This window comes from Pseudidiomarina insulisalsae, assembly GCF_003987065.1.
Classification (GTDB): domain Bacteria; phylum Pseudomonadota; class Gammaproteobacteria; order Enterobacterales; family Alteromonadaceae; genus Pseudidiomarina; species Pseudidiomarina insulisalsae.
The window spans coordinates 87,645-112,042 of the sequence record NZ_PIPY01000009.1 but is presented as its reverse complement, the minus strand read 5'-3'; the positions used below and the strand labels follow the sequence as shown (position 1 = coordinate 112,042).

Genomic DNA, 24,398 nt, shown 5'->3' with positions numbered 1-24,398 from the left:
CGACACGCGCATATTTGCTAAAACCCCGACTCGGGGTTTACATTAGCAGTCTATGACCCAAATCAAGTCCTGGTTAGCCAAATACGGCTTTGACTATTCACGCTTTCGGTTCGGTACCCGTACCGCAATCGCTGCCTGTCTGGCACTTATTATTGCTTGGGCGCTGGGTCTGGAACACCCGCAATGGTCAGCGATGACGGTTTGGGGGGTGTCACAACCCACCCGCGGTCTGTTATTAGAAAAAGCCGGTTATCGAAGTCTGGGTACCCTGATTGGCACCACCATGGGTATTGTCATTGTCACCTTGGCCGGCGATAACGTGCTGATTGCCGCCACCGGCTTAACGGTATGGGTGACGTTATGCGTTTATGGCGCGCATCTGCTGCACGGCCTTATTTCGTACGGCGCGGTCCTTGCCGGTTATTCGTCGTCCATGGTGGTATTGCTGTCGCGCACACCTGACGCCCTGCTTCCATTAGGGATTGACCGTTTAATTACCGTACTCCTGGGCGTAATGATTGCGCTGGTTGTCGGCTGGCTCTTTACCTACCGCCGCGCCGAGCAGACCCTGGTAAACAAAGTTCGCCGGCAGACGGCAGAAACGTTGCGCACCATTGCCCGCGCTTACGATCAGGGCTCGATTGATAAGATTCCGCTGCACGATCAGATCACCAACCTCGCCCACCTTGAGACCCAGCTGGCGGACCATGGTTCGGGATCTCCCTCCGCGCACCTGTCGGCAAAACTCTTGCGCCGTTTAATTAATTCTCAGCTGGGATTATTGGCACAACTTGAAACCTGCTCGGTGAAGCACCGGGAAGGGTTGGCTGAAGCGTTAAGAGAAAGTGCCCAGGCGCTCACCGGCAGCGATGTCGCCCTTGTCAGGGAGACGCTTGCCAAAACCCGCAAGCTAATGACCGATACCACGCTTGAGCATGAGTTCCGTGATTTTATTGATGCCATTGAAGATCGTATCCAGTTTCGTGAAAGCGGTACCACGGCGAAGTCTAAAACTGACTTTTCAGTGCTCCTGCACCGTGACTGGCGCGGAGCCAAACAGGCAAGTATTCGTACCTTTGCAGTAATGCTGCTGATTAGTTTTGTCTGGTCTTATACCGGCTGGTTCCAACTCGCTTATTTGCTGTTAGGCGCGTCGGTCATGCTGACCCTGTTCTCGACCGTCGAAAATCCCGCAAAAACCATGTATTACGTGTTTTTGGGCCAGACCGCCGCCGCTATTGTCGCGGTGACAATTCAGGCCTTCATCTGGCCTCAGGTCGATTCTGTATTGGCGATGTTACTCTGCCTGATGCCAGTCATTCTGGTCGCGGGACTGCCGCTGTCTCATAACAAGACCTCACCGGGCGCGATGGACTTTAATATTGTTTTTTTACTATTGATGCAGCCGTACACCGAATACCACTTCGAGACGGAAGTTTCGTTAGGCATCGCTTCGGCGGTCGTTGCTGCGCCGTTACTGGCTATGGCCAGCTATAAACTGGTTTTCCCTACCAATATTCGTTCACGACAACGCCATCTGCTAAAAGCGCTCGATCGCGAGCTGGAGGAACTTGAAGCGCGGCGGCTGACCGCAAATCAACTCAAGCGTTACCGTGCGCGATTTTATCACCGCCTGCTACGGCTTTACCAAATGGCTGATCGGCTGGGCTTTAATGACAAGCTGACTGCCGCGCGTTATTTAATTCGTGTGCAACAACAACTGAATCGCTATAAGTAACAGACTCAGCCGATACGCGCGCGAATGCGCTTAATTGCCTGGCTGTGAAGTTGCGATATCCGTGACTCTGTCACGTCCAGCACTGCCCCAATTTCTTTTAAATTCAACTCTTCCTGGTAATACAACGTCATCACTACCTGCTCGCGCTCGGGCAGGCTGGCAATGGCTGCCTGCACCCGCTGTTTCAGATCATGGCCCTGTACCTGGGTTTCAGGTTGCTGGCTGTTGTCGCTGAACTGCACGCTTTCGCTATCATCGCTATGTAGCTCGTCGAATGACATCAGTAGACCGCTATTGGTATCAGCCAGTAACTGACGATATTCTTCTAACGACAACGACATGGCTTGCGCCAGCTCGCGCTCCTCGGGCGCACGGCCTAATTGCTGTTCTAATCGGCGCATACAGGACTCAAGTTCGCGACCACTACGGCGTACGCTTCTTGGCAACCAGTCACGACTGCGTAACTCATCAATCATGGCACCGCGGATGCGCTGATGGGCATAGGTCGAGAAGTTTACGCCAGCTTGCGCATTAAACCGCTCGACACACATCAACAAGCCCTCGACACCGGCTTGCACCAGGTCTTCAATATCGACGCTTGCCGGCAGCTTCACCTTCAGCGCCAGCGCAATTTTGCGCACCAGCGGATAGTAGTGTTCGAGAATATCTTGTTTGTCTAAAGTACCTGCTGCTGTATACATCAGTTCTTGTCCGGAATAATAACCAGCTTTATCGCAAAAAATTGCGCCGCCACCTGGCGCACGTTTTCCAATAACCCGCGCTGTGAGGGTAACGATTCATGCAATACTAATAATTGCCGTGGCCCATTGTCGCGCGCCGCCACTACTTTAAGAGCCTGATAAGCACGGCGAAAGCCGTTGATATCATCTTCAAGCCATAAGGCCCAACGTGGGTGTTCTGCCAGCTCTTGCCGCTCGCCTGCGACAAAGTGCCAATCAGCCGGGTCGCCTATCCAGCTATGCCCTTGCTGCTGCCAGCGCTCAAGCACTTGGTGACATACCGCCATGGAGCGTCCCTCGGGTAACCCCACCACGGGAACCGTGTAGCGCACCCGCTGCTGTTGCGACGCCCATTGGCGCAAGCCTTCAGCCTGATCACTCACGACGACTTGCCTCTTCGTATGAGCCCGGACTATGGCCAGTAAATGCCATCAGCTCGGTGAGTTGCGGAATAAGTTTCCCGGGGCGGCAAACACCAGTGCGCTGGCCTAAGCGCATCAGTTGTTCACGCAGTACCACCAGCGCATCACTGGTCGCATACGCCAGCTGGACGGCCAAAGCCGCAATACCTGCAGGCTGTTGTAAATCGTGTTGTGTATCAGCTTGATCGAGCTTCTGCCAGGCAAGGCGGGTTAATCTGGCGAGCTCGTCCAATTCCAATAATGCCTGGCATGCGCATTGCACGGTCTGTGCCGATAATTGTGAGCTGGCGACAAAGTAACGTTCCTGCTGTAAGGCGCGCGTCGGGCCACGCAACGACAGCTGGAAGAGTTGCAGCGGCGCCGCGGTTAATTCACTGGCAAGCGCGGCGACGCGCAAGCGCGCCTGACAGCGCTGCCCTTGCCAACGTACCACCCAGTTATCCAGCGCCATACCCTCGCGTCGCAGCCAGGCACGTACTGCTATTTTACGATCAGCCGCTGCTGCCGGCCGTAAGGGCGTCAGGTGCTGTTGATGGCGCAAGCGGGCAAACCAGTTACAGTCTGTTTGGGTGAGTTGCGTAAGTGTGGCAGCAGAGGGCAACGTCGCGAATAACTGCAGTTCAGCAGCATTGAAAAGCTCCGCCGACGGGGCCATCGCCTGAATCGGCCGCAACTGCGCATCGAGCGCGAACACGGGTGGTTCAGTGCGCCAGCCGCTACGCTGCGCGCCCGATGGATAATACCTGGCACACGACGAGGCGCGCTGTTGACGCTGTAACTGCCGCGCTAACTGGCCGGCGAGTTGCTGTACCTGAGCAAATTCACTTAGCAAGCCACGTTTGGCCGTTCCTGGCGAAAGTACAGCCGGCGCCTCGAGACTTAATGACGCGGCTGCAAGGTCACCGGCATCGCGCTGAAACTCCAGGTCTTCAGGAACACGTTGTCCGGCGGCGTAGCCCTGAATACGTAAATCGTAGCGCAGCACGGTATCAACGACAGCGCCTAAGCAGGTCGCCTCATCGAGCTTGGTCAGCAATACATCACCCAAATGCCAGCCCAGTTGTCGCGCAATAGCTTGATAGTTGCCCGCCACTTCGGCCAGCATTGATTGTTGCGCAGCAGCATTTAGCAATAACAGCAGTCGTGGACTGTTTGGCCATTGCGGTCCTCCGAGCTCGGCCAATCGCTCAGTCAGGCGCTGATCGCGCTGGCTTAAGCCTACCGTGTCGATCAGCACCAAACGTTTACCCGCCGCTTTAGCAGCAATCGCTGCGCTGTCCTGCCCGCCTCCGAGCACCGCCAGTTCAACACCTAATAAGTCGGCATAAGTACCTAGTTGCTGCTGCGCGCCAATACGATAACTGTCCGTGGTCACCAACAATAATTGTTCAGGGCCGTAGCGCATGACAAATTGCGCCGCCAGCTTGGCCGTGGTGGTGGTTTTGCCTACACCGGTGGGGCCAACCACCGCAACTACGCCCTGATGCTCAAGCAAACTCTCGGCAGTGCCCGCCTGTTGAGCACAAATGCGCTGTTCAAGTTGTGCCTGCAGCCAGCGCTGCATTTCTTTCACGCTGTCTGTTTGCGGTGCCTTGGCAACTAATTGCTGCTGTACGCTTGCTGAAAAGCCACAGGCGGCAAGTTTGGCATAGCACCAGGAAGCGGCTGTGTTTCTGCCTGCGGTTGGCCGGCTGGCCGAAGTGGGAGTGCTGTCCGCCATACGTTCCTGTACCAGCGCGCGCAGGGCCTGCATATCCTGCATCAGGCGCGTCGTAATGTCGTCCTGGCTTGCTACCGGCCGTTGATTATCAATTTGATCGAGGTCTTGTTCGCGTAGCGCAAAGACTTCGGCACCCGAAGCATGGCTGCGGGTGGTCACTATGATTGCATCGTCACCCAGTTGCGCACGCGCGTGGCGCATCGCCTCGCGCTGCGTAGGGGCGACAAACCGCTGCAGGGTCATGATGATTCTCCTAGCACTTGTACGACTTTAAGAAGTTTGTCGTAGGGGATTTCTGCTTGTGACAGCACCACAATGTCATCTACCTGACGACGCAGGAAGTGCGCGATCAGTGGGCGCAAGGCGGCCGGCACCACAACAACAGGCGCCTGCCCGCGGGCCTGGGCCTGCTGCACTGCCTGTTGCGCCTGTTGTTGCAACATGGCCGCCAGCCCGGGCTCAACCGCACTGTTTTGCTGTACCGCCTGCATTAGCATTTGCTCAAGACTGGCTTCCAGACCTATCACTTCAAGTTCACGTGTGCCACCGAACCAATGTTGAACAATAGTGCGACCCAATGCGATTCGCACTTCTGCCACCAGATTGGCAACATCGACCTGCTGCCCTTCGAATTCAGCTAATTTATCGAAAATAGTGCGCAAATCACGTATCGACACTTCTTCGTCTAAAAGTTGCTGTAAGATTCGCTGCAACTGAGTCACACTAACGCACTTCGGAATGACATCATCCACCAGCGCCTGATTTTCTTCGCCGAGCTTAGCGATAAGTTTCTGCACTTCGTCCCGGCCCAGGAGATCGCCTGCATGCTGCTGCAACAAATGGTTCAGATGGGTGGCAACCACAGTGCTGGCATCGACGACCGTATAACCATAAATCTGTGCATGCTCGCGCTGATCCGGCTCAATCCAGAGCGCTGGCAGGCCAAAAGCGGGATCCGTAGTCGCGATGCCCTGAATCTCCTGACTTACCTGACCAGGGTTAATTGCCAGCCACTTGTCCGGATGAATCTCCGCCTGACCGACTTCACTACCCTTCATACTTAACCGGTAGGCGTTAGGTTTTAACTCAAGGTTATCGCGAATGTGTACTACCGGAGGTAAGAAGCCGACCTCCTGCGCAAACTTTTTGCGGACACTTTTGATGCGCGTTAACAGCTCGCCTTGCTGCTGATCATCCACCAGCGGAATCAGCCGGTGGCCGACTTCCATGCCCAGCGTATCGACCAACTGCACGTCCTGCCAGCTCGCCTCAGGTGCGCTATAAGCCGCTGGTTCAGGGGTTTGTTCTGCAGCTGCAGTTGCACGGTGTTGCTGCTGATGGCGATGCAACAACCAGGCGCCACCGCCCAACAGAGCAGTAAACAGTAAAAAGATGAAATTGGGCATGCCGGGAATTAGACCCAGCAAACCAATGACTCCAGCAACTAAATACAGTACTTTAGGATTCACAAACAACTGTTTCACCAGCTGCTCGCCAACGTCCTGCTCAGTATTCACACGCGACACGGTCACGCCCGCAGCAGTGGAAATAATCAGCGCAGGTATTTGTGCTACCAGACCGTCACCGATCGTCAGCAACACATAAGTATGCGCAGCGTCACCCATGCTCATCGAATGCTGTAAAACGCCGATCATCAGACCGCCGATAATATTCACCACCATGATGACCATGCCGGCCACGGCGTCACCCCGGACAAATTTACTGGCACCGTCCATCGAGCCATAAAATTCTGCTTCTTGTGCCACTTCCTGGCGCCGGCGGCGTGCCTCTTCTTCGCCAATGAGCCCAGCATTTAAATCGGCATCGATAGCCATTTGCTTGCCGGGCATTGCGTCAAGGGTAAAGCGCGCGCCGACCTCGGCGATACGTCCGGCACCCTTGGTAATGACCATAAAATTGATGATCACCAGAATCAAAAACACCACCAGGCCAACAGCAAAGTTGCCACCCACCAGGAATTGACCAAAAGCTTCAATCACTTTGCCGGCGGCATCTCCGCCCTGATGCCCTTCCAGTAATACGACCCGGGTACTGGCGACATTCAGTGACAAGCGTAATAAGGTGGCAAACAATAGCACTGCCGGAAACGCCGCGAACTCCAACGGCTTTTCCGAGAACATGCTGACCAGCAGTACCATCAGTGACAGCGCAATGTTAAAGGTGAACAGGAAATCAAGCACTAACGGCGGCAGCGGCAACACCATCATGGCCAGTATTAGCAGGATAAGTATCGGTCCCACCAAGACCTGTACCTGCGACATTTGCAGTGCTTGCAGGCGGTTCGTCAGGTTTGCTCTCATGGTGCTGCTCATTGCACTGCCTCCTTATAGTCGTCGGGAATGCTTACCTGCTCGGGTGGCGGCACCGTTCCGGCGCGTTTGATCTGCATCGCCCAGGCCAGAACTTCGGCGACGGCGGTATAAAGCGCAACTGGCACCTCCTGATCAAGACCCACATGTTGGTGCAGGCTACGTGCCAAAGGTGGAAGCTCCAGCCGGGGCACGCCATGCGCTTCGGCGAGCTCGCGAATCTTAGCTGCAACCCGGTCGGTCCCCTTTGCCACTACCCGGGGCGCGCCCATCTTGCTCTCGTCATAACGCAGTGCCACCGCAAAGTGAGTGGGGTTGGTAATGACCACATCAGCATTGGGAATTTCAGCCATCATCCGCCGCCGCGCCATGGCCTGCTGCTGCTGGCGAATCTTAGCTTTAATGTGCGGATCACCGTCGGTCTCTTTGGTCTCGCGTTTGAGCTCTTCTTTGCTCATGCGTAATTTTTTAGTGTGATTAAATAACTGGTACGGAATATCAGCCAACGCGACCACAATCAGGGTCAGAATCATATAAAAACAGGCCTGCGCTGCTAGCTCCAGGGCGCTGGTCAGTGCCTGTTTCACGGGCAGGCGCATCAGTTCCAGCAGTTCCTGCCGTTGCGACCACAGGAACAGTCCCAGCACACCACCCACAAGTACAGTCTTAGCGATGGCTTTGCCAAGCTCCGCTAACGCCTGTACCGAAAAGGTTCTTTTCAGGCCCTTGATAGGATTCAGCTTTTCAAATTTCGGCTGCAGCGACTTCGCCGAGGCTACCCATCCACCGAGTAGCGCGGGTGCCACCAGTGCCAGCAGCAACATGCCAATGAACAGAGGGAGTACCGACCATAAGCTGTGCTCTCCGAGGCGCAGCACGTTTTGCAGCATGGGCCCGGATTCGACAATTTGCTGCCGATCGAAGCTAAACGACTGCTCCATCACCTGCCCCAGGCGCTGAAACAAGGATTGGCTGAAACTCCAAAGCAACAACAATCCGCCAAACAGCAACACAAATGTAGTCAGCTCGCGTGATCGCGCAACCTGACCTTCATCTCGTGATTTTTGCCGCTTCCTTGCCGTGGGCTCTTCTGTTTTTTCCTGTTGTTCAGTATCGTCCTGGGCCATCTTCGCCGTGCACTATGAGGGATTTTCGCAGTCTCATTATCAGTTGCACAGCGCGCGAACGAAGCGCTAATAAGGGCGCTTATTTTGTCGTTATTCTTGCTTCTGCTCCGTCGGAAAAAACCCCTGACGCCGAATAAAGTCCGCCGAGCTTTGCGTATGTACCACCAGCGTAATACGACGGTTACGCGGATCATCTGCAGTGGTATCTTCAAGCGGCACCCGATCGGCCGTACCCATGACCAGCAATAACTTCGCTGCTTCAAGGCCGCCAGCGAGCAGGGTTTTGCGTGTAGCATTAGCGCGATCGGCCGAGAGCTCCCAGTTACTGTAGCCCCGTTCACCCCCGGCGTAAGGCAGGCTATCGGTGTGTCCGCTAATGGTTAACGGGTTTGGAATATCATTAAGCAGCGGCGCCATGGTTTTCAGTAAGCGCTCCATGTAGGGCGCGAGCTTGTCGCTGCCAAGCTCGAACATTGGCCGGGTCTCAGTATCGAGAACCATAATCCGTAGACCTTCGGCGGTAAAGTCAAAACGTAGCTGCGCGCGCAACTTTTCCAATACTGGGTCACCGGCAATGGCCTGCTCAATCCGTCGCTGCACTTGCGCAAAATGACGACGGACGTCGGCCGGCCGTGTTTGCTGCCGTAAATCAATCCGCGCTTGCTCACCACTGCGGTGTACCGGGTCGTCACCGCCACCTTTAATGGCACTGGTACTAGCCGTGGGTTTATCGCCGCCAGCGAGCGCCACCACTAAGGGCGTACGGAAATAATCAGAAATACTTTGCCGTTGCTCTTCGCTCGACATGGATAGTATCCACATGACCAGAAACAGCGCCATTAACGCTGTCATAAAGTCGGCCAGGGCAATTTTCCAACTGCCCCCATGATGTTTATGCCGGGTATGCTTTTTACGGCGGATGATGATCGGCTGACGCTGCTCATTCATCAGGCGGCTTCCGTCGCGTCTCCGCGGATATACTGCTCGAGCTCAGTAAAACTTGGCCGCTCCTGCACGTGCAAACCTTTACGTCCAAATTCCACCGCTAATTGGGGGGCATAACCATGGGCGCTGGCGAGCAACGTGACGCGAATAACCTGCAGCGTTTTACTCACCTCAGCCATCTGCAGCTCGATGCGTCCGGCCACCGGATTCACGAAGCCATAGCCCAGCAAAATACCCAAAAAGGTACCCACCAGCGCGTGCGCAATCATGGTGCCCATCACATCAGGGGCGACGTCTGCTGAGCTCAGTGCCCGCACAACACCCAGCACGGCTGCGACGATACCAAACGCAGGCATCGCATCTCCCACACGGGACAATGCGTCTGCAGGTATCGCACCTTCCTGTTCAAAGGTCTCGATCTCATGCAACATCAGCTCATCAAGCTCGTGAGGGTTCATATTGCCGCTAATCATCAAGCGCAAATAGTCGGTAATGAAATTACATAACAGCGTATCGCTTTGAATTTCAGGAAACTCACTGAAAATTGCGCTTTCTTCAGGATTTTCAATGTCCTGTTCAACGGCTAGCATGCCGTCGCGGCGCATTTTGGTAAGGAGTTGGTACAGTAGCCCCAGCAGCGCAAGATAAGTAGCACTGCTGTAACGGGTCGAGGCCCGCAACTTACCGGCAACTTTCAAGGTGGCCCGCATCGACTTTGAGCTGTTTGCGGCAATAAAGGCACCAAGCGCGGCGCCGCCAATAATCAGCAACTCAAGTGGCTGCAGCAGCGGCCCTAGCGCGCCTCCGGCAAGCACGAAACCGCCGAAGACACAGGCGATAATAATGACAAATCCGATTGCTATGAACACCAGCTAATCCCTAACCCGACTACACATAGTTAGGCTATCGGCAAGTAATGCAGAAACTTAAGTCGCTTTTGCGCGAACCGAACGGGTTTTCTTCAGCGGCTTGCCAGCTCGTGATGGCGGCTGACAGACACCACAGACGTAGTCGGCGTCAGGTGTGCCCGCGTGATTAACAAACTGTAAGCGACATTTACCGCATTCGGAAAGCTGGAACATGCCACTCTCAAAAAAGCGGATCAGCGTCCACGCGCGGGTGAGCGCCAGCACTTCTTCATCACCATGCAACTGAATATGTTCGCGATAAAGGCGATACGCTTTGATCACTGCCTGCATACGCTCCAGTTGCTGGCCTTCACGCAAGCGCCGGTACAAGGTGTAAAAAAAGGACGAGTGAATATTTGGCTGCCAGGTCATAAACCAATCTGTTGAAAACGGCAGCATGCCTTTGGGCGGGGACTTCCCGGCAACTTCTTTATAAAGTCTGACCAAACGCCCGCGGTTGAGGCTCACCTCTGACTCAAGCACCTGCAGACGCGCACCTAACTCAATTAGATCGATAGCAAGCTGAACTTCACCCAGCTCAGTAAGAAGTTTTCCTGCGGCCATGCGAGTCCTTATGCAGTTGCTGCAGCCATCAGCATGGCAAGATGCGTCTCACGCATGCCTTCAGCTTTATTATTGCTTAGTACTTCTCGCAGTGCCGTCACGTCGCATAAACACGGACGTAATAAAACCTGAGGCTGCTTCGCCAGCATAGTTAGTTCACGGATGGATAAATCGCCAATAAAATCAGCCAGCTCTTCATCTATTTTAAGCCTGAAGAGTGCCAGTTCCCGGTCTTCGTTCAGTAATTTTTGTACAAGTAGCAGGTAACTTAAATTGATCTCCTGAAGCTCAGCCAAAACGGTTTGCTGCGCCATTGATCCATACTCCCCAAATTCAGTAAGTTGCGGCCGTTTTTTAAAATGACTCGCTTTTTTGTTATTAATTTTTTGGGCAACTTTGTACCTGATTGGCGGATAAAAGGCAACGGCGATTTGAGATTTTTATAAGGTCTTGATGTATATTTTTTGTTTTAAACAGATTGTTATTTGACCATTATCAACTATTTACCTCGGAGGATTCTAGCCACCCCAACAATTCTGAAACAATTATGCAAACTTCTTCCGGCACGGTTGCTTCAAGCTCTACCTGTATAAGTAAGCGCATGAGTTCTTCAGACTCGTGAACGAACACCCCGTGTTCGCGTGCTTTCTCTATGATGGCCCGCGCCACTTCACCGTCACCTTTGGCAATCAGTTTTGCGCTGGGCGCAAGCGCTTCATAACGTAAGGCCACAGCACGCAATTGCTTAGGTTTCATCCGCTGCACTCCGAAATTGAATACTGGCTACGCTGAAACGCTGTTGGCGAAGTCGCTGTTGCAGTCCCTGTGCATGCTTCTGCAACAACTGCATCCATTCAACTTCACCTTGTAATTCGATATGTAACTGACGCGACTCCATTCGCAAGCGCAGTTTAAAGTCACCATGTCGGGCATCTTGCAAAAATAGCTCACACGTCCAGTCATGCGATTTTGGAGATGCATCGGAAGAAGGCTTCCCCTGACGGAACTGCTGTAATAATGGATGGATGTCGGGCTGGATAGCGCCAAACAACAGACGCTGTTCATCCAGGGCGAATTCAAACCGATAAATGCCGGTCTGGATGAGTTCGAACTGCTTGAATAGTAGCTCCTGCCGTTGGCTGGGGTTGCTATTTTGCGGTTGCTGCAAAATGGCCTTCAGCGGAATGGCTTCGCCTAACCACTGCCGGAGTTGTTGCTCATAAAAAATGCCAGAGCGCTGGAATTGATGTTTTAACTGTGCCGCCAGCACCGCAACTGATCCGCGCTGTAGTTTCAGCGGTTCACCTGGTGTTGTTGGGGCTTGCGGGCGGTCCTGGAATAACTGTTGTTGTAACTCACTGACCCGCGACAACATGCGCGCAAACTGCGTGCCGTCTCTGCTAAACTCGGTCGTCGTGGCGGAGGCTGACAACGGCGCAACGGGTATAGTTCCACGTGGAACCCTGTGCGTTGCCTCTGTTTGCTTAGCCACCTGATGAAGCAAGGTGTCAAGTAGCGGTGTAATGCTGCTCAATTACGATAACGATCCGCAAGTTGTTGTTGCCGGTTCATCGTCGCCAGCGCGCCTTCAAGCTCTGTCTTACGTTTCATCAAGCGTTCCCTTATTTCGCGGTCCTGATCTAACAACTGCTGCACCAATTCAAGTTTTTGCAATTGCTCTCGCTCGTCAAGATGCACCGTCGACTCGAACTGACTTAAGCGCTCAATATCACTCACATATTCAAGCTCAAGTTCGATCAATCCCGCCCAGTCCTCCGCGCGGACCCGGCTTAACATCTGATTTGACCACGCCAATAGTTGTTCATAGGCGCTCAGTACGTCTAGTCCGTTAGGAATAAGCACTTTCCCTTGCTTTGTCTGAGAAACCAAATTAACCCGCTCCATTTGCTTGCCCTGCTATACCATGCCAACCCTCGGACAAGGCTTCAAGAACCTTTTCCGCATTTTGTAAGTGTACAGTGTCGTTACGAAGATTCGCCTCAAGCAATTGCTCGCACACATATTCGTAAAGCTCTGCCAGACGCTCGGCGATGGCCTGACCCTGCTCCCGGTCCACAGCGGCAAGCAAGCCCTGACTGACAATATCTAGTGCTTTGGTAATGGCCTCGGCTTTGCCTTTAATGTCACCATTATTCATATGCACCTCGGCCGTGCGAATGGCACGCAAGGCATGCTCAAATAATAAAGCGATCAACCGGTGAGGACTCGCTGAAAGTATTTCACTTTCCACATTCACGCGGCCATAGGCCGCTGCTCCACGCATTCCGTACACGTTTACCTCCTATTTCTTGCGGCCTAGTTGCATACTCAGCGCATCAAACTGTTGCGTTAAATAGGCGCTGGTTGAATTCATACTGGCAATCATGCTGTCAAGTTGGGCAAATTGGCTACGATACCGGTCGACCGTAGAGGCAATCGCCACCTCCTCGCGCGCATAGCGCTCGTCAATGCGTGTCATCGCCTCTTTCATACCCTCAGTGCTGGTCGCCAGAATTCCGTTCTCATCCAGTAACTGGTTAATCAGTTCCTGCGACCGACCTGCAAAACCCGTGGCTTCCCCAGCTCCCGTGAAAAACTGCGTCACATCGGCTAGTTGTGTCGATACCAGTTCTTGCAAGGCGTCCTCATCAAGTGCCAGCGAGCCGTCGAGTTCGCGCTCGATTCCGAGGTCCGACAGGAAGGTTAATCCTTCGTTCGTCCCACCCTGAAAGGAAACCAGCGCCCGCAGATCGTCTTGCACGTCACGTAGTGCTGTATCACCTAACAGTCGCCCGCTGCGTTGCGTTTCGGCATCGTAGGCACCAAGATCACGAATGGTCGTATTGAGGCTGTTGAACGCCTTTACGAAGTCTTTCACCGCCTTGTTAATGGCACTTTCATCACGCGCAACTGTCACCAACCCCTGCTCATTCGCCGCCTGCAAATTCAACGTCACGCCCTGAATCGCGTCTTGCACCTGATTGCTACTACGCCGCATTGCCAGGCCATTCACACTGAATTCAGCGTCACTGCCACTACGCTGCGTTGTCGCGTCTGCTGATAAGGCGTCACTAAAGCCACTGAAACTGAGCGTCTCGATACTTGATGCTGCGCCCGTTTGGTTACTGTTAAGAACTAAACGATAGGGCGCGTTGGCGTCGCCATCGTTGATAATGCTCGCGGTAACGTCCTGCTGCTGCGCATTGATAGCGTCGCGGATACTGGCAAGACTGGTATCTTCGGCACTTACATCGATAGTGTGCGAGGTGCCGTCTGCTAAACTGAAGCTTACGCTGCCTGCAGCCAAGGCCCTGGCGCTGTCGTCAATGCCGAGCGTCGCGAAACTTGCATGCGACGCCAGTTGGTCCACTACCACCTGATAGCTGCCTGGTACTGCGGTAGCATCGGCAGCGACACTCATGGTGTCATTACTAACTTTGCTACTAACCGCAGCAAAGGTTTCAGGTTTTTCCAGTCGCGTGAGCGCCGTCTGAAACTGCGCCAGCGCACCTTCCAGCTTGCCATAGGCCGAAATTTTCGCCTGGTAGCTGGCTTTTTGTTGTATCAGTGGCTGCAGTCGCTGCCGCTCTGCTGACTCCAGCTGATTTAACAGACCGTTTAAGTCCAGGCCTGAGCCAACGCCCAAAGCCGCTATGGATGCCATTCGTTTTCTTCCTCAGTTACAACCCCGGGGCTATTGTGCGTGCTGCCCGTCATTGTTAAAGCTATTAGTAACACTGTTTTTATGCTGCTTTTTTGCTATATCGGTCAAAACTCGAAAGTCTTTAGCGCAATTTTTACTCTTCTACCACCAGCACATCGGTCATCCGTCCCAATGCTCTTAACCGACTCCCCCGCACCAGTTCACCTAAGCGGGAATCGGGGTGACCTTTGTGGGGGGTGAGCCGTACACAATCCACCCGGTTATGCTGATCAAGGCCCACAACCCAGGCATATTGCCCGCCGGAAAAACGCACCAGACTGCCAATTGCGAGCTTACCAAAGCGTTGCATGTACGCCTGTAACCATTGCCCGTCAAACCGCTTACGGTCCGCCGCAACCAGCTGAAATGCCGCATAACTAGTGTGCGCTGCACGGTCCGGACGCGGACGCTGCAGCGCGTCCATCACATCCACCACCATCACCGCTCGTGCTAACTGACCAATATGCTCCGCTTTAAACCCTTCCGGATAGCCACTGCCATCTAACCGCTCGTTGACCAGTGCAATGACATTGTCACGTATCACCGGTGACAGCCAGCGCACGCCATGCGCCGCATCTAGTGCTTTAACGACATGTGAGTGCATATCCAGATACATGGCGCGGCTCAACGTAGTGGTGCGAGCCACCTCGGGGCATACCACGCCTTTACCCAAATCGTGGATCATAGCCGCCGCTGCGGCGCCTTTTACCACTGCCTGCGGCAACCGCCGGGCGGTCAATAAGTCAGCCAGGCGCATCGCCACAGCAATGCCGTGTTGTACCCAGACCGATTCACGGTGCAGGCAGTGCAGCGCAAACAGTGCCTCCTGGCGATCTTCTTTTAACAGATCAAGCAGGTGATCGGTTTGACTGGAGAGTTGCTGCGCATCAAAACTTCCCTCTTGCTTGAGCTGAATCATCTGACTGTCGAGGTATCCGGCGATCGTCGCCAGACGCCGTGCGATCGGCGTCGGATAATCACCCCGGCGCCTGCGGCTGACATTAGAAACCTCAGCGCTTTTCGGCGCGAAAAGCTTCGACGGTTCGCGTTGGTCACCGGTCGTTGCCGAGCGACTGGCTTCGCGCTCTATTTCTTTGACGAACTGCCAAAGCTCCTTTTGTGCGTCCTGTGAAAGGTTTTCAAACTGCAGGCCGACGGCAATGACTTTCCGTTCGGTATCGGTGCGTATATGCCTGGTTTCAGCCATAAATTCGCGCTCGGTGCCGTCGGGAAAACTCAAGGTCACGACGGTATGAATATTTGGCAGTACTTTTGAGGCACCATCGTAAATACTGAATTCAGCAAGGCAGCCATCGGCGGAAAGATCGCGTAAATCGCCGGCCAGCACCGTAGATTCCTGTTCCGGATCGGAAGATGCAAGGCGCACGCCGACTTCCATACCGACCCGTAAGGTCGCGCGAAAACTACTGCGGCGTTGTTTAACATGAATTTGTGCTGGCCAGTCAACCTCACCAAACAGACGCCCTTCGCGGCTTTCAAACTCGCGGACCTGCATTGGCTCGGTACGTACCAGGCCGCCAGAGGTGGCGCCCTCAAGACGAAATTGGCCGCCTTGTCGCAGGCGCGGCACCACATCACGAATGGCGGTCAACTCAAGTATCAAAGCTTGGTCAAAGCGCACGTCACTGATAATTACCGGATAACTACTCGTAGCGCCGGTCACCGTGACCAGATTCGCGACGCCTGGCTGCCCAAGTGCCTCAAGGTAGGTGCCCATTTGGACGTTGTTATCAATACTGCTGTAGTCGTCTGTCACGTTGTCTGCTACACCCATGCCACTACTATTGCCACTACTCCCGAGAGATCTTTCGTTTGCCTTTATCGGCCTGCCATCCTAAAGCTTTAATTGGCCAAGTAACGGTATTTTCTTAAAAAAAACTCTAAAGCTTTGTGATGAGGTTCCGATAACTATGATTGACGGCAGGCCACTACGGCAGCCCAATTTGAAAACAAATAAGGAATAGGACTATGTCAGTAATCAATACCAACATTACCTCGATGATTGGTCAGCAAAACCTGATGAAGTCGCAATCTGCATTGCAAACTTCAATGGAGCGTCTTTCGTCTGGCCTGCGTATTAACAGCGCAAAAGATGACGCTGCTGGCCAAGCCATCGCAAACCGTATGTCTTCACAAATCACCGGTTTGTCACAGGCACAGCGTAACGCAAACGACGGTATCTCTGTCGCACAAACAGCAGAAGGTGCACTGAACCAGGTAAACGATAACCTGCAGCGTATTCGTGAGCTGAGCGTTCAGGCGCAAAATGGTACCAATTCACAAGACGACCTGGACTCAATCCAGGCTGAAATCGGTCAACGTTTAAGTGAAATTGACCGTATTTCATCTGAAACCAGCTTCAACGGCACGAAAGTACTGGCATCAGACCAAGCCCTGTCAATTCAGGTCGGTGCGAACGACGGTGAGAAGATCGACGTTAATCTTAAAGAAATCAACTCAACGACATTGAACATGAACACCTTCAATGTAAACGGTGTTGATGCGTCAGGCTTAACTGCTTACGCCGACGGTGATGTAACTGACGGTAACGGTGAAAATATCCTAGCTGCGAAGGTCAGTTTCAATAACTCTGATTCAAGCGGCAACTTCACTGCTTCATCACTTGAGCAAGACTCATCTGGTCAGTGGTATGTTGGCGGTACCGATGCAAACGGTGATGCGGCATACATCGCTGTAGACGAATCCACTGCCTTCGCCATCACAGACGGTGGTGGTACAGGTGCTAACGACGGTTCCTTGGCTGTAAACTTTGATTCAGGTACTGCAACTATCCTGTCTGAACGTTCAACCTCTCCATTGGCCGCTATCGACTCAGCGCTTAGCGACGTTGACACACTACGTTCTGACTTAGGTGCGATTCAAAACCGTTTCGAGTCTGCAATCACTAACCTGCAAACCAACGAAACCAACCTGGCGGCTGCGCGTTCACGTATTGAAGATGCGGACTACGCAGTAGAAGTTGCAAGCATGACCCGTTCACAAATCTTGCAGCAAGCAGGTACCTCGGTACTGGCACAGGCAAATCAGCTGCCACAATCAGTGTTGTCGCTGTTGGGCTAATCCCGACCCAACAACGCACTGCAGACCAAGCCTCACTCGGGGCTTGGTTTTTTTATACCTGCATATTCATAATTTCTTTATAGGCACTAACCAGCTTATTACGCACCTGTACGCCCATATCAAACGCCAGACCGGCTTTTTGTTTTGCGATCATCACTTCCTGCAGTGACACCTTAGGGTCGCCCAGTTGAAACGCCTGTGTCGTGCTTCCCGAAACTTGTTGCAACTGGTTAATGCGCTCCACCGACTGCTGCAACTCATTGGCAAAGCTGGGTCCCTGCGGAGCCCCCGCGTTGACTGACTGGCTTTGCGCCTGTTGCTGTAATGCTTCTAATTTCTGCAAAGCGGTCTGAATAGCCGGAACACTCATAACATTCTTTCTCTTTTTAGCCAGTACAGGCCTGGTAATTAGCGGTCATTAGGAACTGCGTAACAATAGCAACCGTCGTGCTGACCGAAAGCCGTAATAGCCCCTAAAAAAGTTGCTTATTCACTCCTTTAACTCGTTTCCATGCTCCCATAATGATGGCTTCAAAATTCCGTTTACTGAGCAGCGACGCACCACAGAGTAATTGCATGAATGCTACCACCAGCCAGGCGGCTGACAATTCAGCCCCACGCCCCGCCAATGCTTCGGCACCTTGGCTTCAGACCCTTAAAACGCAAGGCTTCGTGCCATTGCTGATCGGCGGTGCGGCACTGATAGCATTAGTTGTTGCGTTACTACTATGGTTAAGCACGCCTACCTACCGCGTGCTTTACAGTAACCTGAGTGAAGCCGACGGTGGCCAGATCATCGCAGAGCTTGATGCCCGGCAAATCACCTATGAACTGAATGGCAATGGCACCATTTCGGTTCCGGCCGACCAGGTGCATAAATTGCGCCTGCAACTGGCCGAACAAGGATTACCTAATACCGGTAACGTCGGCTTTAACCTGCTGGATAATCAGGCCTTCGGCATTAGTCAGTTTGCGGAAAAAGTAAACTATCAGCGCGCGCTGGAAGGTGAGCTGGCAAGTTCCATGGAAGCCCTGGGGCCGGTTGCCAAAGCCCGGGTGCACCTGGCAATGGCGAAAGATTCGGTTTTTGTGCGTGACCAGCAACCGGCGAAAGCCTCTGTCATCTTAACGCTCCACCCGGGGCGCAAATTGGGACAAAGCCAGGTGGCTGCTATTGTCCACATGGTGGCCAGCAGCGTCGCCGAACTGGCGCCCGACCAAGTCACAGTCGTCGACCAGCGCGGTGACTTGTTATCACAAGAGGCCGCCTCAGGTTCGCTAAATGGCAGCAAGCTCGACTACATTCGGGAAGTTGAGCGCGGTTATCAGCAGCGTATTGAGGCTATTTTAAAGCCTATTCTTGGCAGTGATAACGTTCGGGCACAGGTGGTCGCCGATATCGATTTTTCACAACGTGAAGCCACCGCCGAGCGTTATGCGCCGAATCAGGACCCGGAACGTGCCGCGATTCGCAGCATTCAGCGCAATACCAACATGAGCGGTGATCTGCAAGCGGCCGGCGGGGTTCCCGGCACCCTGAGTAATACTCCGCCGGGTATCACCACCGCGGTGATCAATTCCGGCGAAGAAACAAACACCGATGAGCTCGCCGCCAGTACCACGCCACAGCAGCTACAGCAGGATCAGGTGGTTAATTACGAGGTGGACCGTAGCGTCGAACATATCCAGCACGAGCAGGGTGTCATTCAACGGCTTTCTGTCGCGGTGGTAGTGGACCATCATCGCAGTCTCAGTGCCGACGGCGCGACCGAAACAGTGCCACGCAGTGAAGAAGAGCTTGATGCCATACAGCGCCTGGTGCGTCAGGCCATGGGATTCTCTGCCGAGCGTGGTGATCAACTGGAGGTCATCAACAGCGCTTTCATTGAAGCTGACCCGGCCACCCCTGCAACCAGTAACTGGTATCAGACACCCGAGGTTACCGGACTGATTGCACAGGTGATGCGTTATGTTGCCGCCGCACTACTGATTCTCGGCTTTTATTTGCTCATTATGCGACCGCTTATCCGTCGCTGGCAGCTGAATTCCAATCTAAATAACAGCGTAACTAGCAACGGGCAACAGGGCTTCCATGCGGTTGCCGGCGATGATGACGGCGACAGCACATCTGCTTCGGATTACAAGGTCAAGGCCGACCCCGAAGCGCCTCAAGGCACGAGTGCAAAGCCGGGAGCCGCTACGTCAGGCAATGACTTCCGCTGGCCGAAATCAGGCGCCGAGCAACATTACACTGAGGCACTCAGTCAGGCGAAACAAGCGGCGCGCGACAATCCGCGTCAGGTCGCCCGTATTTTACAAGCCTGGATGAACGAGGATGACAATGGCTAATTCAGCAACCACTGCCGCGAAAGGTCCTGGCTTACGACGCGCGGCCATCATGCTTCTCATTCTCGAAGAAGAGTCAGCGGCCGAGGTTTTTCGCCACCTTGCGCCGCAACAGATCCAGCGCATCAGCAAAGAAATGACCAAGCTCGATGACTTATCGCACGCTGAAATCAAATCCGTGCTGGAAGGCTTCCATGAGCAACTGGCGACCATGCCGCCCATTGAAAAGTACGACGATTACATTCGTTCCGTACTAACCAAGGCGTTGGGGGCCGAGCGGGCCAATACCATGATCGAGGATGTGCTTGAACAAAAAGCCGACCATATTGGTATTGAAGCTTTGAATATGATGGATGTGCCTGAAGTTGCCGAGATGATCAGAGACGAGCACCCGCAGATTATCGCCACCATCCTCATTCACCTTGAGCGCGCCCAGGCCGCAGGTGTACTGGAGCACTTTGACGAGCGCTTACGTAATGATGTGGTGTTGCGAATCGCTACCTTCAGCGGCGTACAACCGGCGGCATTGCAAGAATTAACCGAGGTGCTGGGTGGCATGCTTGACGGGCAGTCGCTGAAACGCAGCAAGATGGGTGGTGTGCGCACCGCCGCCGAAATTCTTAACTTACTCAGCACGGGGCAGGAAGACACGGCACTGGAAAACATCCGTGCTTACAATGACGAACTAGCGCAGAAGATCATTGATGAAATGTTCTTATTCGAGAACCTGATTGATCTCGATGACCGTAGTATTCAGACCTTGCTGCGTCAGATCGAAACGCCGGCGTTGGTAACTGCACTTAAAGGCGCACCCAAAGATCTTGCCGAGAAATTCTTACGCAATATGTCGCAACGCGCAGCAAGCCTGGTACGGGAAGAAATGGAATCACGCGGTCCGATGCGACTTTCTCAGGTCGAAGCCGAACAAAAGGCTATTTTGCAGGTGGTACGTCGCTTGGCAGATGCCGGCGATATTGTCTTGAGTAGCGGTGACGATGCCTACGTTTAAGCGACTTATGCCTGCGGCCGACGCGCGCCCCGCCGCTACCGACAGGCAATGGCAGCGTTGGCAGTGGCAGCAGCTCGACGCCAGCGCCGAAGCTGCGCAGGAACCCGCTACGCCTGAAACCCGACCGTCGCAGCGTTCTCCTGAAGCGGACCAGAAAGGTTACGAACAAGGGTACAAACAAGGTCAGAAAGAAGGTTACACAGAAGGTAAAAACGCGGGATACCAGGCAGGCCATGAGGAAGGCTATGCGGCCGGCAAGGCTGAAGTAATCGCGGCGCTGGAAACGCAGCTGAATGAAGAGCGGCAGCAGCAGTTGGCCGGTCTTGGTCAGCTGATTGCGAACTTTCAGCAGGCACTGCACCAGCTTGATGAACAAATGGGTGAAAGCCTGGTGCAACTGGCGCTGACCGTCGGACAGCAACTGGCTGGTGAGGCGCTTTCCGCTCATCCTGAACACATAGTTACGCTGGTGCGCGACATTATTCAGGCCGATCCAATGCTGCAGCAAAAGCCCATCTTGCTGGTACACCCCGAAGACTACCCGTTGTTGCAACAGCAGCTTGCCGACGAGCTCGCCCAACATGGCTGGAGCTTACAGGCTGACCCGTCGCTGGCACGATACGGTTGTCGTCTGGTGAGCGATAGCGGCGAAATTGACGCCAGCCTGGAAAGCCGTTGGCAGCGCCTGCTCAGCCAGGTACGCGGAGCTGAACATGGCGCACACTGAGTATACCGAGCGGTGGCGCACCAGCGTGCGACAAGTGCAGCAGCGCTTAGCACAACTGCCGCAATGGCAGCGGGTGGGAAGGCTTACCCGTGCTACCGGCGTGGTGCTGGAGGCGGCCGGTCTGAACCTGCCGGTCGGTAGTGCCTGTATGATCGAGGCTGACCAACAATCTGTCGCCGCAGAAGTTGTGGGCTTTGCCCGCGACGTCACCTTTCTTATGCCACTGGAACATGCCCCGCATTTAACCCCCGGAGCGCGTATCCGCCCACTGCATGGTAAACAGAGTCAGCGCCGCTACCCGTTGGGCGCGCAACTGTCCGGCCGGGTTCTTGACGGCCTCGGACGCCCCCTTGATGGCAAAGACCTGCGTCAGCATCAACATTTTGGTGAACTCAGCCACAAAACTATTAACCCCATGCAGCGCGCGCCCATTGCTACCCCCATCGACGTTGGCGTGCGCGCCATCAACAGCTTGCTAACGGTCGGGCGGGGCCAGCGCATCGGTTTATTTGCCGGTTCGGGGGTGGGCAAGTCAGTACTGCTGGGTATGATGGCTCGTTTTACCGACGCCGACCGAATTGTGGTTGCTTTAATCGGCGAGCGCGGTCGTGAAGTACAGGAGTTCATCGAGACAAGTCTTGGTGAGGCAGGCCGAAAGCGTTCCGTGATTGTTGCCGCACCGGCAGATACCTCGCCGTTAGAACGCTTGCAGGGTGCGGCTTACGCCACGCGCCTGGCGGAGGACTTCCGCGATAAGGGCGAGCATGTTTTATTAATTATGGACTCACTTACGCGCTACGCCATGGCGCAACGGGAAATTGCTCTTGCCGTTGGTGAGCCCCCGGTGACCAAAGGCTACCCGCCCAGCGTCTTTGCCAAATTGCCAGCTATTGTTGAGCGCGCCGGAACTGGTAAGCCGGGCGGCGGCACTATTACCGCATTTTACACCGTATTGACTGAGGGCGACGACCAGCAAGACCCAATCGCAGATGCTGCCCGGGCCATTCTTGACGGCCACATTGTATTGTCGCGGCGGCTGGCGGAAAGCGCGCATTATCCGGCCATCGATATTGAAGCTTCGATCAGCCGCGTCATGCCAGCCATCGTCAGTCAGCAGCAATTGTCGGCCAGTCAGCGGCTGAAACGTCTGTTCGCAACCTATCAGCGTAATCACGATCTTATCAGTGTCGGCGCTTATCAGTCCGGACACGATGCCTTACTTGATCAGGCGGTGCAGAGCTACCCCCGCATCGCGGCATTCCTGCAACAGCAAATGGATGAACAAGCCACTTTTGAGGCCGCAATTAAAAGCTTAGTTTCGCTCACCGGAGGGCATAATGAATAATCACGTGCTGGAGCGTTTGTTAAATAACGCTGAACAAGCAAAACGTGAGGCGTTGCAAATGGTTGCGGAAAACCAGCGCAATACCTCTCATATTGAGCAGCAACTACAGCGACTGCAACAGTACCGTAGCGAGTACGCTACGCAGTTACAACTGCAATTAGGTCGCGGTATGTCCACCACTCTGGTGAGCACCTACCGCCAGTTTCTGCACGGTCTTGATAACGCTATCGGGCAGGCGCAGGGATTACTGACGCAACAGCAACAAAAGACCGATGTAAGCCAGCAACACTGGCAACAGCAGCAGCAGCGCTGGCAGGCATTTTCAACCTTGCAGCAACGCCAGCGAGATACGCAGCAACAGCTGCAACAGCGCCGCGAGCAGCGGCAAACCGATGAACTTGCGCAACAATTTCACGCGCATCGCAGCAAGCTGATTGATTAAGCTTGCGGGTAAAAGGATAGCTATGCAACTTGCGTTACTTAACTTGCTTTCCGCTGACCGCCCGCTGAATGCCAGCGGCACCGGGCAATTGCGCGCAAGCACAGCTGCAGGCAGCACAGCTTTTATCCAGTTATTGCAACAGCAAATTTCACAACAACCGATCGCGCAGCAGCCCATCTCAACCCAGCAAGAACCGCAGGGCGGCACTGAAAGCAGCAGCGATCCGGAACTTTCTGCCCCGCTAACGCAGGCGGTGCTACCTGCAATTACTCCGTATACGGCAATGACTCAGCAAACAGCCATTGCACCGCCGCCGGCGACTCAAAAGACGTCAGTGCCACTGGAATTAACCCAGTGGCAACCTGCGCCGGAGCCGACCCGAAACGTCGCCACCGCACAGTATGACGCGCCACTGAACGTCCAGTTGCCGCACGACATCTCAGTATTACAAAGAGAATCGGCACCGCTATTGCCTCAGCACCAACAAGCAGTTACAAAAACCGTAGCGCAGACGTTAAATCTGACAGAGCAACAGACATGGCCAGAGCAACCGCAACCGTCAGTCCAGGTCAAGCAGATGCAACCAGGCGTGCCAAAAATACTGCAACCGGCAGAGCCATTGCCCGCTACTGTCCCCCATACCGCCGTTTCAGTCACAGCTGAAACAACAAGCACCCTGGCATTAGCCACAACGGCAGCTGTTAGCAGCACTACCGCAACATCGGTTACGCCTGCGTCCCAGCTAACGATGCAACAACCGCTATACACTCCCGCAGGTACCAATGAACTAAGCCAGCAGATGGTGCAGCTAGTGGTCAAAAATCAGCAGCAGGTAACCATTCATACCCGCCCGGCTGAACTCGGCCCGATTCAGATTCAGTTGCAGCAGCAAGGACAGGAAACCCAGCTACAAATTACTACCAGCAACGGACAGGTACGCCAGGCTATCGAAACGGCCTTGCCACAATTACGCGAGCAATTGCAGGGCCTGGGTCTGCAGCTTGGCGAAACCCAGGTGTCAGAGCAACGTTCTACTGCCTCAGGTCAGTCATTTCAGCGCGAACAACAAGGATTTCAACAACAACAGCAACAACATTCGTCATCTCACCCTACAGCTTGGCGTGAATCGGCCGAGAATGATCATGATAACTCTGCTTCCGAGCAACACCTCCATGTGCCCCCCGGGCACGTGGACTTGTTTGCGTGAAAGCGTAACCTCATGGATCTGAC

Annotated in this window: 24 protein-coding genes; 8 read left to right on the top strand and 16 right to left on the bottom strand. The window is 54.1% G+C overall.

Annotated features, from left to right (window positions below; translation table 11 throughout):
- Positions 1 to 52: 52 nt before the first annotated feature.
- The gene (locus CWI71_RS09665; RefSeq protein ID WP_241967691.1) at positions 53 to 1,738 is read left to right on the top strand and encodes an FUSC family protein; all 1,686 of its coding nucleotides are present in this window, start codon (positions 53 to 55) and stop codon (positions 1,736 to 1,738) included.
- 5 nt (positions 1,739 to 1,743) lie between these two features.
- Here CWI71_RS09665 and CWI71_RS09660 read toward each other — a convergent pair whose 3' ends face one another.
- From CWI71_RS09660 to CWI71_RS09590, 15 genes are all read right to left on the bottom strand, one after another.
- On the bottom strand, positions 1,744 to 2,439 hold the full coding sequence (locus CWI71_RS09660) for an RNA polymerase sigma factor FliA (RefSeq protein WP_126755062.1): 696 nt from the start codon (positions 2,437 to 2,439) through the stop codon (positions 1,744 to 1,746).
- Complete coding sequence (locus CWI71_RS09655) at positions 2,439 to 2,861, bottom strand: hypothetical protein (protein ID WP_126755061.1); 423 nt, start codon at positions 2,859 to 2,861, stop codon at positions 2,439 to 2,441. The genes CWI71_RS09660 and CWI71_RS09655 overlap by 1 nt, the downstream gene beginning before the upstream one ends.
- Positions 2,854 to 4,863, bottom strand: coding sequence for a flagellar biosynthesis protein FlhF (locus tag CWI71_RS09650; RefSeq protein WP_126755060.1), 2,010 nt, complete (start codon positions 4,861 to 4,863; stop codon positions 2,854 to 2,856). The genes CWI71_RS09655 and CWI71_RS09650 overlap by 8 nt, the downstream gene beginning before the upstream one ends.
- A complete protein-coding gene (gene flhA / locus CWI71_RS09645; RefSeq protein ID WP_241967690.1) occupies positions 4,860 to 6,953 on the bottom strand; it encodes a flagellar biosynthesis protein FlhA in 2,094 nt (697 codons plus the stop codon). The genes CWI71_RS09650 and flhA overlap by 4 nt, the downstream gene beginning before the upstream one ends.
- Positions 6,950 to 8,077, bottom strand: coding sequence for a flagellar biosynthesis protein FlhB (flhB, locus tag CWI71_RS09640; protein ID WP_126755059.1), 1,128 nt, complete (start codon positions 8,075 to 8,077; stop codon positions 6,950 to 6,952). Before flhB ends, flhA begins: the two co-directional genes overlap by 4 nt.
- A gap of 90 nt (positions 8,078 to 8,167) precedes the next feature.
- Positions 8,168 to 9,025 carry a flagellar motor protein MotB gene (gene motB, locus CWI71_RS09635; RefSeq protein WP_126755058.1) on the bottom strand — a complete coding sequence of 286 codons (858 nt, stop codon included), beginning with the start codon at positions 9,023 to 9,025 and terminating at the stop codon, positions 8,168 to 8,170.
- Positions 9,025 to 9,891, bottom strand: a complete 867-nt coding sequence (gene motA, locus CWI71_RS09630) for a flagellar motor stator protein MotA (protein WP_126755057.1) — start codon at positions 9,889 to 9,891, stop codon at positions 9,025 to 9,027. The genes motB and motA overlap by 1 nt, the downstream gene beginning before the upstream one ends.
- Positions 9,892 to 9,948: 57 nt before the next feature.
- On the bottom strand, positions 9,949 to 10,494 hold the full coding sequence (gene flhC / locus CWI71_RS09625) for a flagellar transcriptional regulator FlhC (protein WP_126755056.1): 546 nt from the start codon (positions 10,492 to 10,494) through the stop codon (positions 9,949 to 9,951).
- An 8-nt stretch (positions 10,495 to 10,502) separates the two neighbouring features.
- Entirely contained in the window at positions 10,503 to 10,808 is a 306-nt protein-coding gene (locus CWI71_RS09620) for a flagellar transcriptional regulator FlhD (protein WP_126755055.1), read from the bottom strand.
- A 181-nt stretch (positions 10,809 to 10,989) separates the two neighbouring features.
- A complete protein-coding gene (locus CWI71_RS09615; RefSeq protein ID WP_126755054.1) occupies positions 10,990 to 11,250 on the bottom strand; it encodes an EscU/YscU/HrcU family type III secretion system export apparatus switch protein in 261 nt (86 codons plus the stop codon).
- A complete protein-coding gene (locus CWI71_RS09610; RefSeq protein WP_126755053.1) occupies positions 11,240 to 12,028 on the bottom strand; it encodes a flagellar hook-length control protein FliK in 789 nt (262 codons plus the stop codon). The genes CWI71_RS09615 and CWI71_RS09610 overlap by 11 nt, the downstream gene beginning before the upstream one ends.
- Positions 12,025 to 12,399 (bottom strand): flagellar protein FliT, encoded by a 375-nt coding sequence (locus CWI71_RS09605; RefSeq protein ID WP_126755052.1) that lies wholly within the window; start codon positions 12,397 to 12,399, stop codon positions 12,025 to 12,027. Before CWI71_RS09605 ends, CWI71_RS09610 begins: the two co-directional genes overlap by 4 nt.
- Positions 12,386 to 12,778: a flagellar export chaperone FliS gene (gene fliS, locus CWI71_RS09600; protein ID WP_126755074.1), complete on the bottom strand. Its 393-nt coding sequence runs from the start codon at positions 12,776 to 12,778 to the stop codon at positions 12,386 to 12,388. The genes CWI71_RS09605 and fliS overlap by 14 nt, the downstream gene beginning before the upstream one ends.
- 18 nt (positions 12,779 to 12,796) lie before the next feature.
- The gene (gene fliD / locus CWI71_RS09595) at positions 12,797 to 14,158 is read right to left on the bottom strand and encodes a flagellar filament capping protein FliD (protein ID WP_126755051.1); all 1,362 of its coding nucleotides are present in this window, start codon (positions 14,156 to 14,158) and stop codon (positions 12,797 to 12,799) included.
- A gap of 133 nt (positions 14,159 to 14,291) precedes the next feature.
- Complete coding sequence (locus CWI71_RS09590) at positions 14,292 to 15,992, bottom strand: HD domain-containing phosphohydrolase (RefSeq protein WP_126755050.1); 1,701 nt, start codon at positions 15,990 to 15,992, stop codon at positions 14,292 to 14,294.
- 194 nt (positions 15,993 to 16,186) lie between these two features.
- Here CWI71_RS09590 and CWI71_RS09585 point away from each other — a divergent pair, with 194 nt between their 5' ends.
- On the top strand, positions 16,187 to 17,299 hold the full coding sequence (locus tag CWI71_RS09585; protein WP_126755049.1) for a FliC/FljB family flagellin: 1,113 nt from the start codon (positions 16,187 to 16,189) through the stop codon (positions 17,297 to 17,299).
- 52 nt (positions 17,300 to 17,351) lie between these two features.
- On the opposite strand, the gene fliE is transcribed toward CWI71_RS09585, so the two are convergent.
- Positions 17,352 to 17,669: a flagellar hook-basal body complex protein FliE gene (gene fliE / locus CWI71_RS09580; protein ID WP_126755048.1), complete on the bottom strand. Its 318-nt coding sequence runs from the start codon at positions 17,667 to 17,669 to the stop codon at positions 17,352 to 17,354.
- Between the two features lie 206 nt (positions 17,670 to 17,875).
- On the opposite strand from fliE, the gene fliF reads away from it, so the two are divergent.
- Genes fliF through CWI71_RS09550 form a run of 6 tightly spaced genes read left to right on the top strand, consistent with a single transcriptional unit; the run spans position 17,876 to position 24,375 of the window.
- Positions 17,876 to 19,648, top strand: coding sequence for a flagellar basal-body MS-ring/collar protein FliF (gene fliF, locus CWI71_RS09575; protein WP_126755047.1), 1,773 nt, complete (start codon positions 17,876 to 17,878; stop codon positions 19,646 to 19,648).
- Positions 19,641 to 20,654 (top strand): flagellar motor switch protein FliG, encoded by a 1,014-nt coding sequence (fliG, locus tag CWI71_RS09570; protein WP_126755046.1) that lies wholly within the window; start codon positions 19,641 to 19,643, stop codon positions 20,652 to 20,654. The genes fliF and fliG overlap by 8 nt, the downstream gene beginning before the upstream one ends.
- Complete coding sequence (gene fliH, locus CWI71_RS09565; protein ID WP_126755045.1) at positions 20,641 to 21,381, top strand: flagellar assembly protein FliH; 741 nt, start codon at positions 20,641 to 20,643, stop codon at positions 21,379 to 21,381. Before fliG ends, fliH begins: the two co-directional genes overlap by 14 nt.
- Complete coding sequence (fliI, locus tag CWI71_RS09560; RefSeq protein WP_126755044.1) at positions 21,368 to 22,726, top strand: flagellar protein export ATPase FliI; 1,359 nt, start codon at positions 21,368 to 21,370, stop codon at positions 22,724 to 22,726. Before fliH ends, fliI begins: the two co-directional genes overlap by 14 nt.
- Positions 22,719 to 23,168: a flagellar export protein FliJ gene (gene fliJ / locus CWI71_RS09555; protein WP_126755043.1), complete on the top strand. Its 450-nt coding sequence runs from the start codon at positions 22,719 to 22,721 to the stop codon at positions 23,166 to 23,168. The genes fliI and fliJ overlap by 8 nt, the downstream gene beginning before the upstream one ends.
- 22 nt (positions 23,169 to 23,190) lie before the next feature.
- The gene (locus tag CWI71_RS09550; RefSeq protein ID WP_126755042.1) at positions 23,191 to 24,375 is read left to right on the top strand and encodes a flagellar hook-length control protein FliK; all 1,185 of its coding nucleotides are present in this window, start codon (positions 23,191 to 23,193) and stop codon (positions 24,373 to 24,375) included.
- Positions 24,376 to 24,398: the final 23 nt, after the last annotated feature.

Excerpts from the sequence above, each read along its gene's own strand:
- CWI71_RS09550 (WP_126755042.1), top strand. The coding sequence starts at position 23,191 with ATGCAACTTGCGTTACTTAACTTGCTTTCCGCTGACCGCCCGCTGAAT.
- fliG (WP_126755046.1), top strand. The coding sequence starts at position 19,641 with ATGGCTAATTCAGCAACCACTGCCGCGAAAGGTCCTGGCTTACGACGC.
- CWI71_RS09620 (WP_126755055.1), bottom strand. The coding sequence starts at position 10,808 with ATGGCGCAGCAAACCGTTTTGGCTGAGCTTCAGGAGATCAATTTAAGT.
- flhC (WP_126755056.1), bottom strand. The coding sequence starts at position 10,494 with ATGGCCGCAGGAAAACTTCTTACTGAGCTGGGTGAAGTTCAGCTTGCT.
- fliI (WP_126755044.1), top strand. The coding sequence starts at position 21,368 with ATGGCGCACACTGAGTATACCGAGCGGTGGCGCACCAGCGTGCGACAA.
- CWI71_RS09585 (WP_126755049.1), top strand. The coding sequence starts at position 16,187 with ATGTCAGTAATCAATACCAACATTACCTCGATGATTGGTCAGCAAAAC.
- CWI71_RS09605 (WP_126755052.1), bottom strand. The coding sequence starts at position 12,399 with ATGGAGCGGGTTAATTTGGTTTCTCAGACAAAGCAAGGGAAAGTGCTT.
- CWI71_RS09615 (WP_126755054.1), bottom strand. The coding sequence starts at position 11,250 with ATGAAACCTAAGCAATTGCGTGCTGTGGCCTTACGTTATGAAGCGCTT.
- fliH (WP_126755045.1), top strand. The coding sequence starts at position 20,641 with ATGCCTACGTTTAAGCGACTTATGCCTGCGGCCGACGCGCGCCCCGCC.
- CWI71_RS09665 (WP_241967691.1), top strand. The coding sequence starts at position 53 with ATGACCCAAATCAAGTCCTGGTTAGCCAAATACGGCTTTGACTATTCA.
- fliD (WP_126755051.1), bottom strand. The coding sequence starts at position 14,158 with ATGGCATCCATAGCGGCTTTGGGCGTTGGCTCAGGCCTGGACTTAAAC.
- CWI71_RS09660 (WP_126755062.1), bottom strand. The coding sequence starts at position 2,439 with ATGTATACAGCAGCAGGTACTTTAGACAAACAAGATATTCTCGAACAC.
- CWI71_RS09590 (WP_126755050.1), bottom strand. The coding sequence starts at position 15,992 with ATGGGTGTAGCAGACAACGTGACAGACGACTACAGCAGTATTGATAAC.
- flhB (WP_126755059.1), bottom strand. The coding sequence starts at position 8,077 with ATGGCCCAGGACGATACTGAACAACAGGAAAAAACAGAAGAGCCCACG.
- flhA (WP_241967690.1), bottom strand. The coding sequence starts at position 6,953 with ATGAGCAGCACCATGAGAGCAAACCTGACGAACCGCCTGCAAGCACTG.
- motB (WP_126755058.1), bottom strand. The coding sequence starts at position 9,025 with ATGAATGAGCAGCGTCAGCCGATCATCATCCGCCGTAAAAAGCATACC.
- fliJ (WP_126755043.1), top strand. The coding sequence starts at position 22,719 with ATGAATAATCACGTGCTGGAGCGTTTGTTAAATAACGCTGAACAAGCA.
- fliF (WP_126755047.1), top strand. The coding sequence starts at position 17,876 with ATGAATGCTACCACCAGCCAGGCGGCTGACAATTCAGCCCCACGCCCC.
- CWI71_RS09650 (WP_126755060.1), bottom strand. The coding sequence starts at position 4,863 with ATGACCCTGCAGCGGTTTGTCGCCCCTACGCAGCGCGAGGCGATGCGC.
- fliS (WP_126755074.1), bottom strand. The coding sequence starts at position 12,778 with ATGCGTGGAGCAGCGGCCTATGGCCGCGTGAATGTGGAAAGTGAAATA.
- fliE (WP_126755048.1), bottom strand. The coding sequence starts at position 17,669 with ATGAGTGTTCCGGCTATTCAGACCGCTTTGCAGAAATTAGAAGCATTA.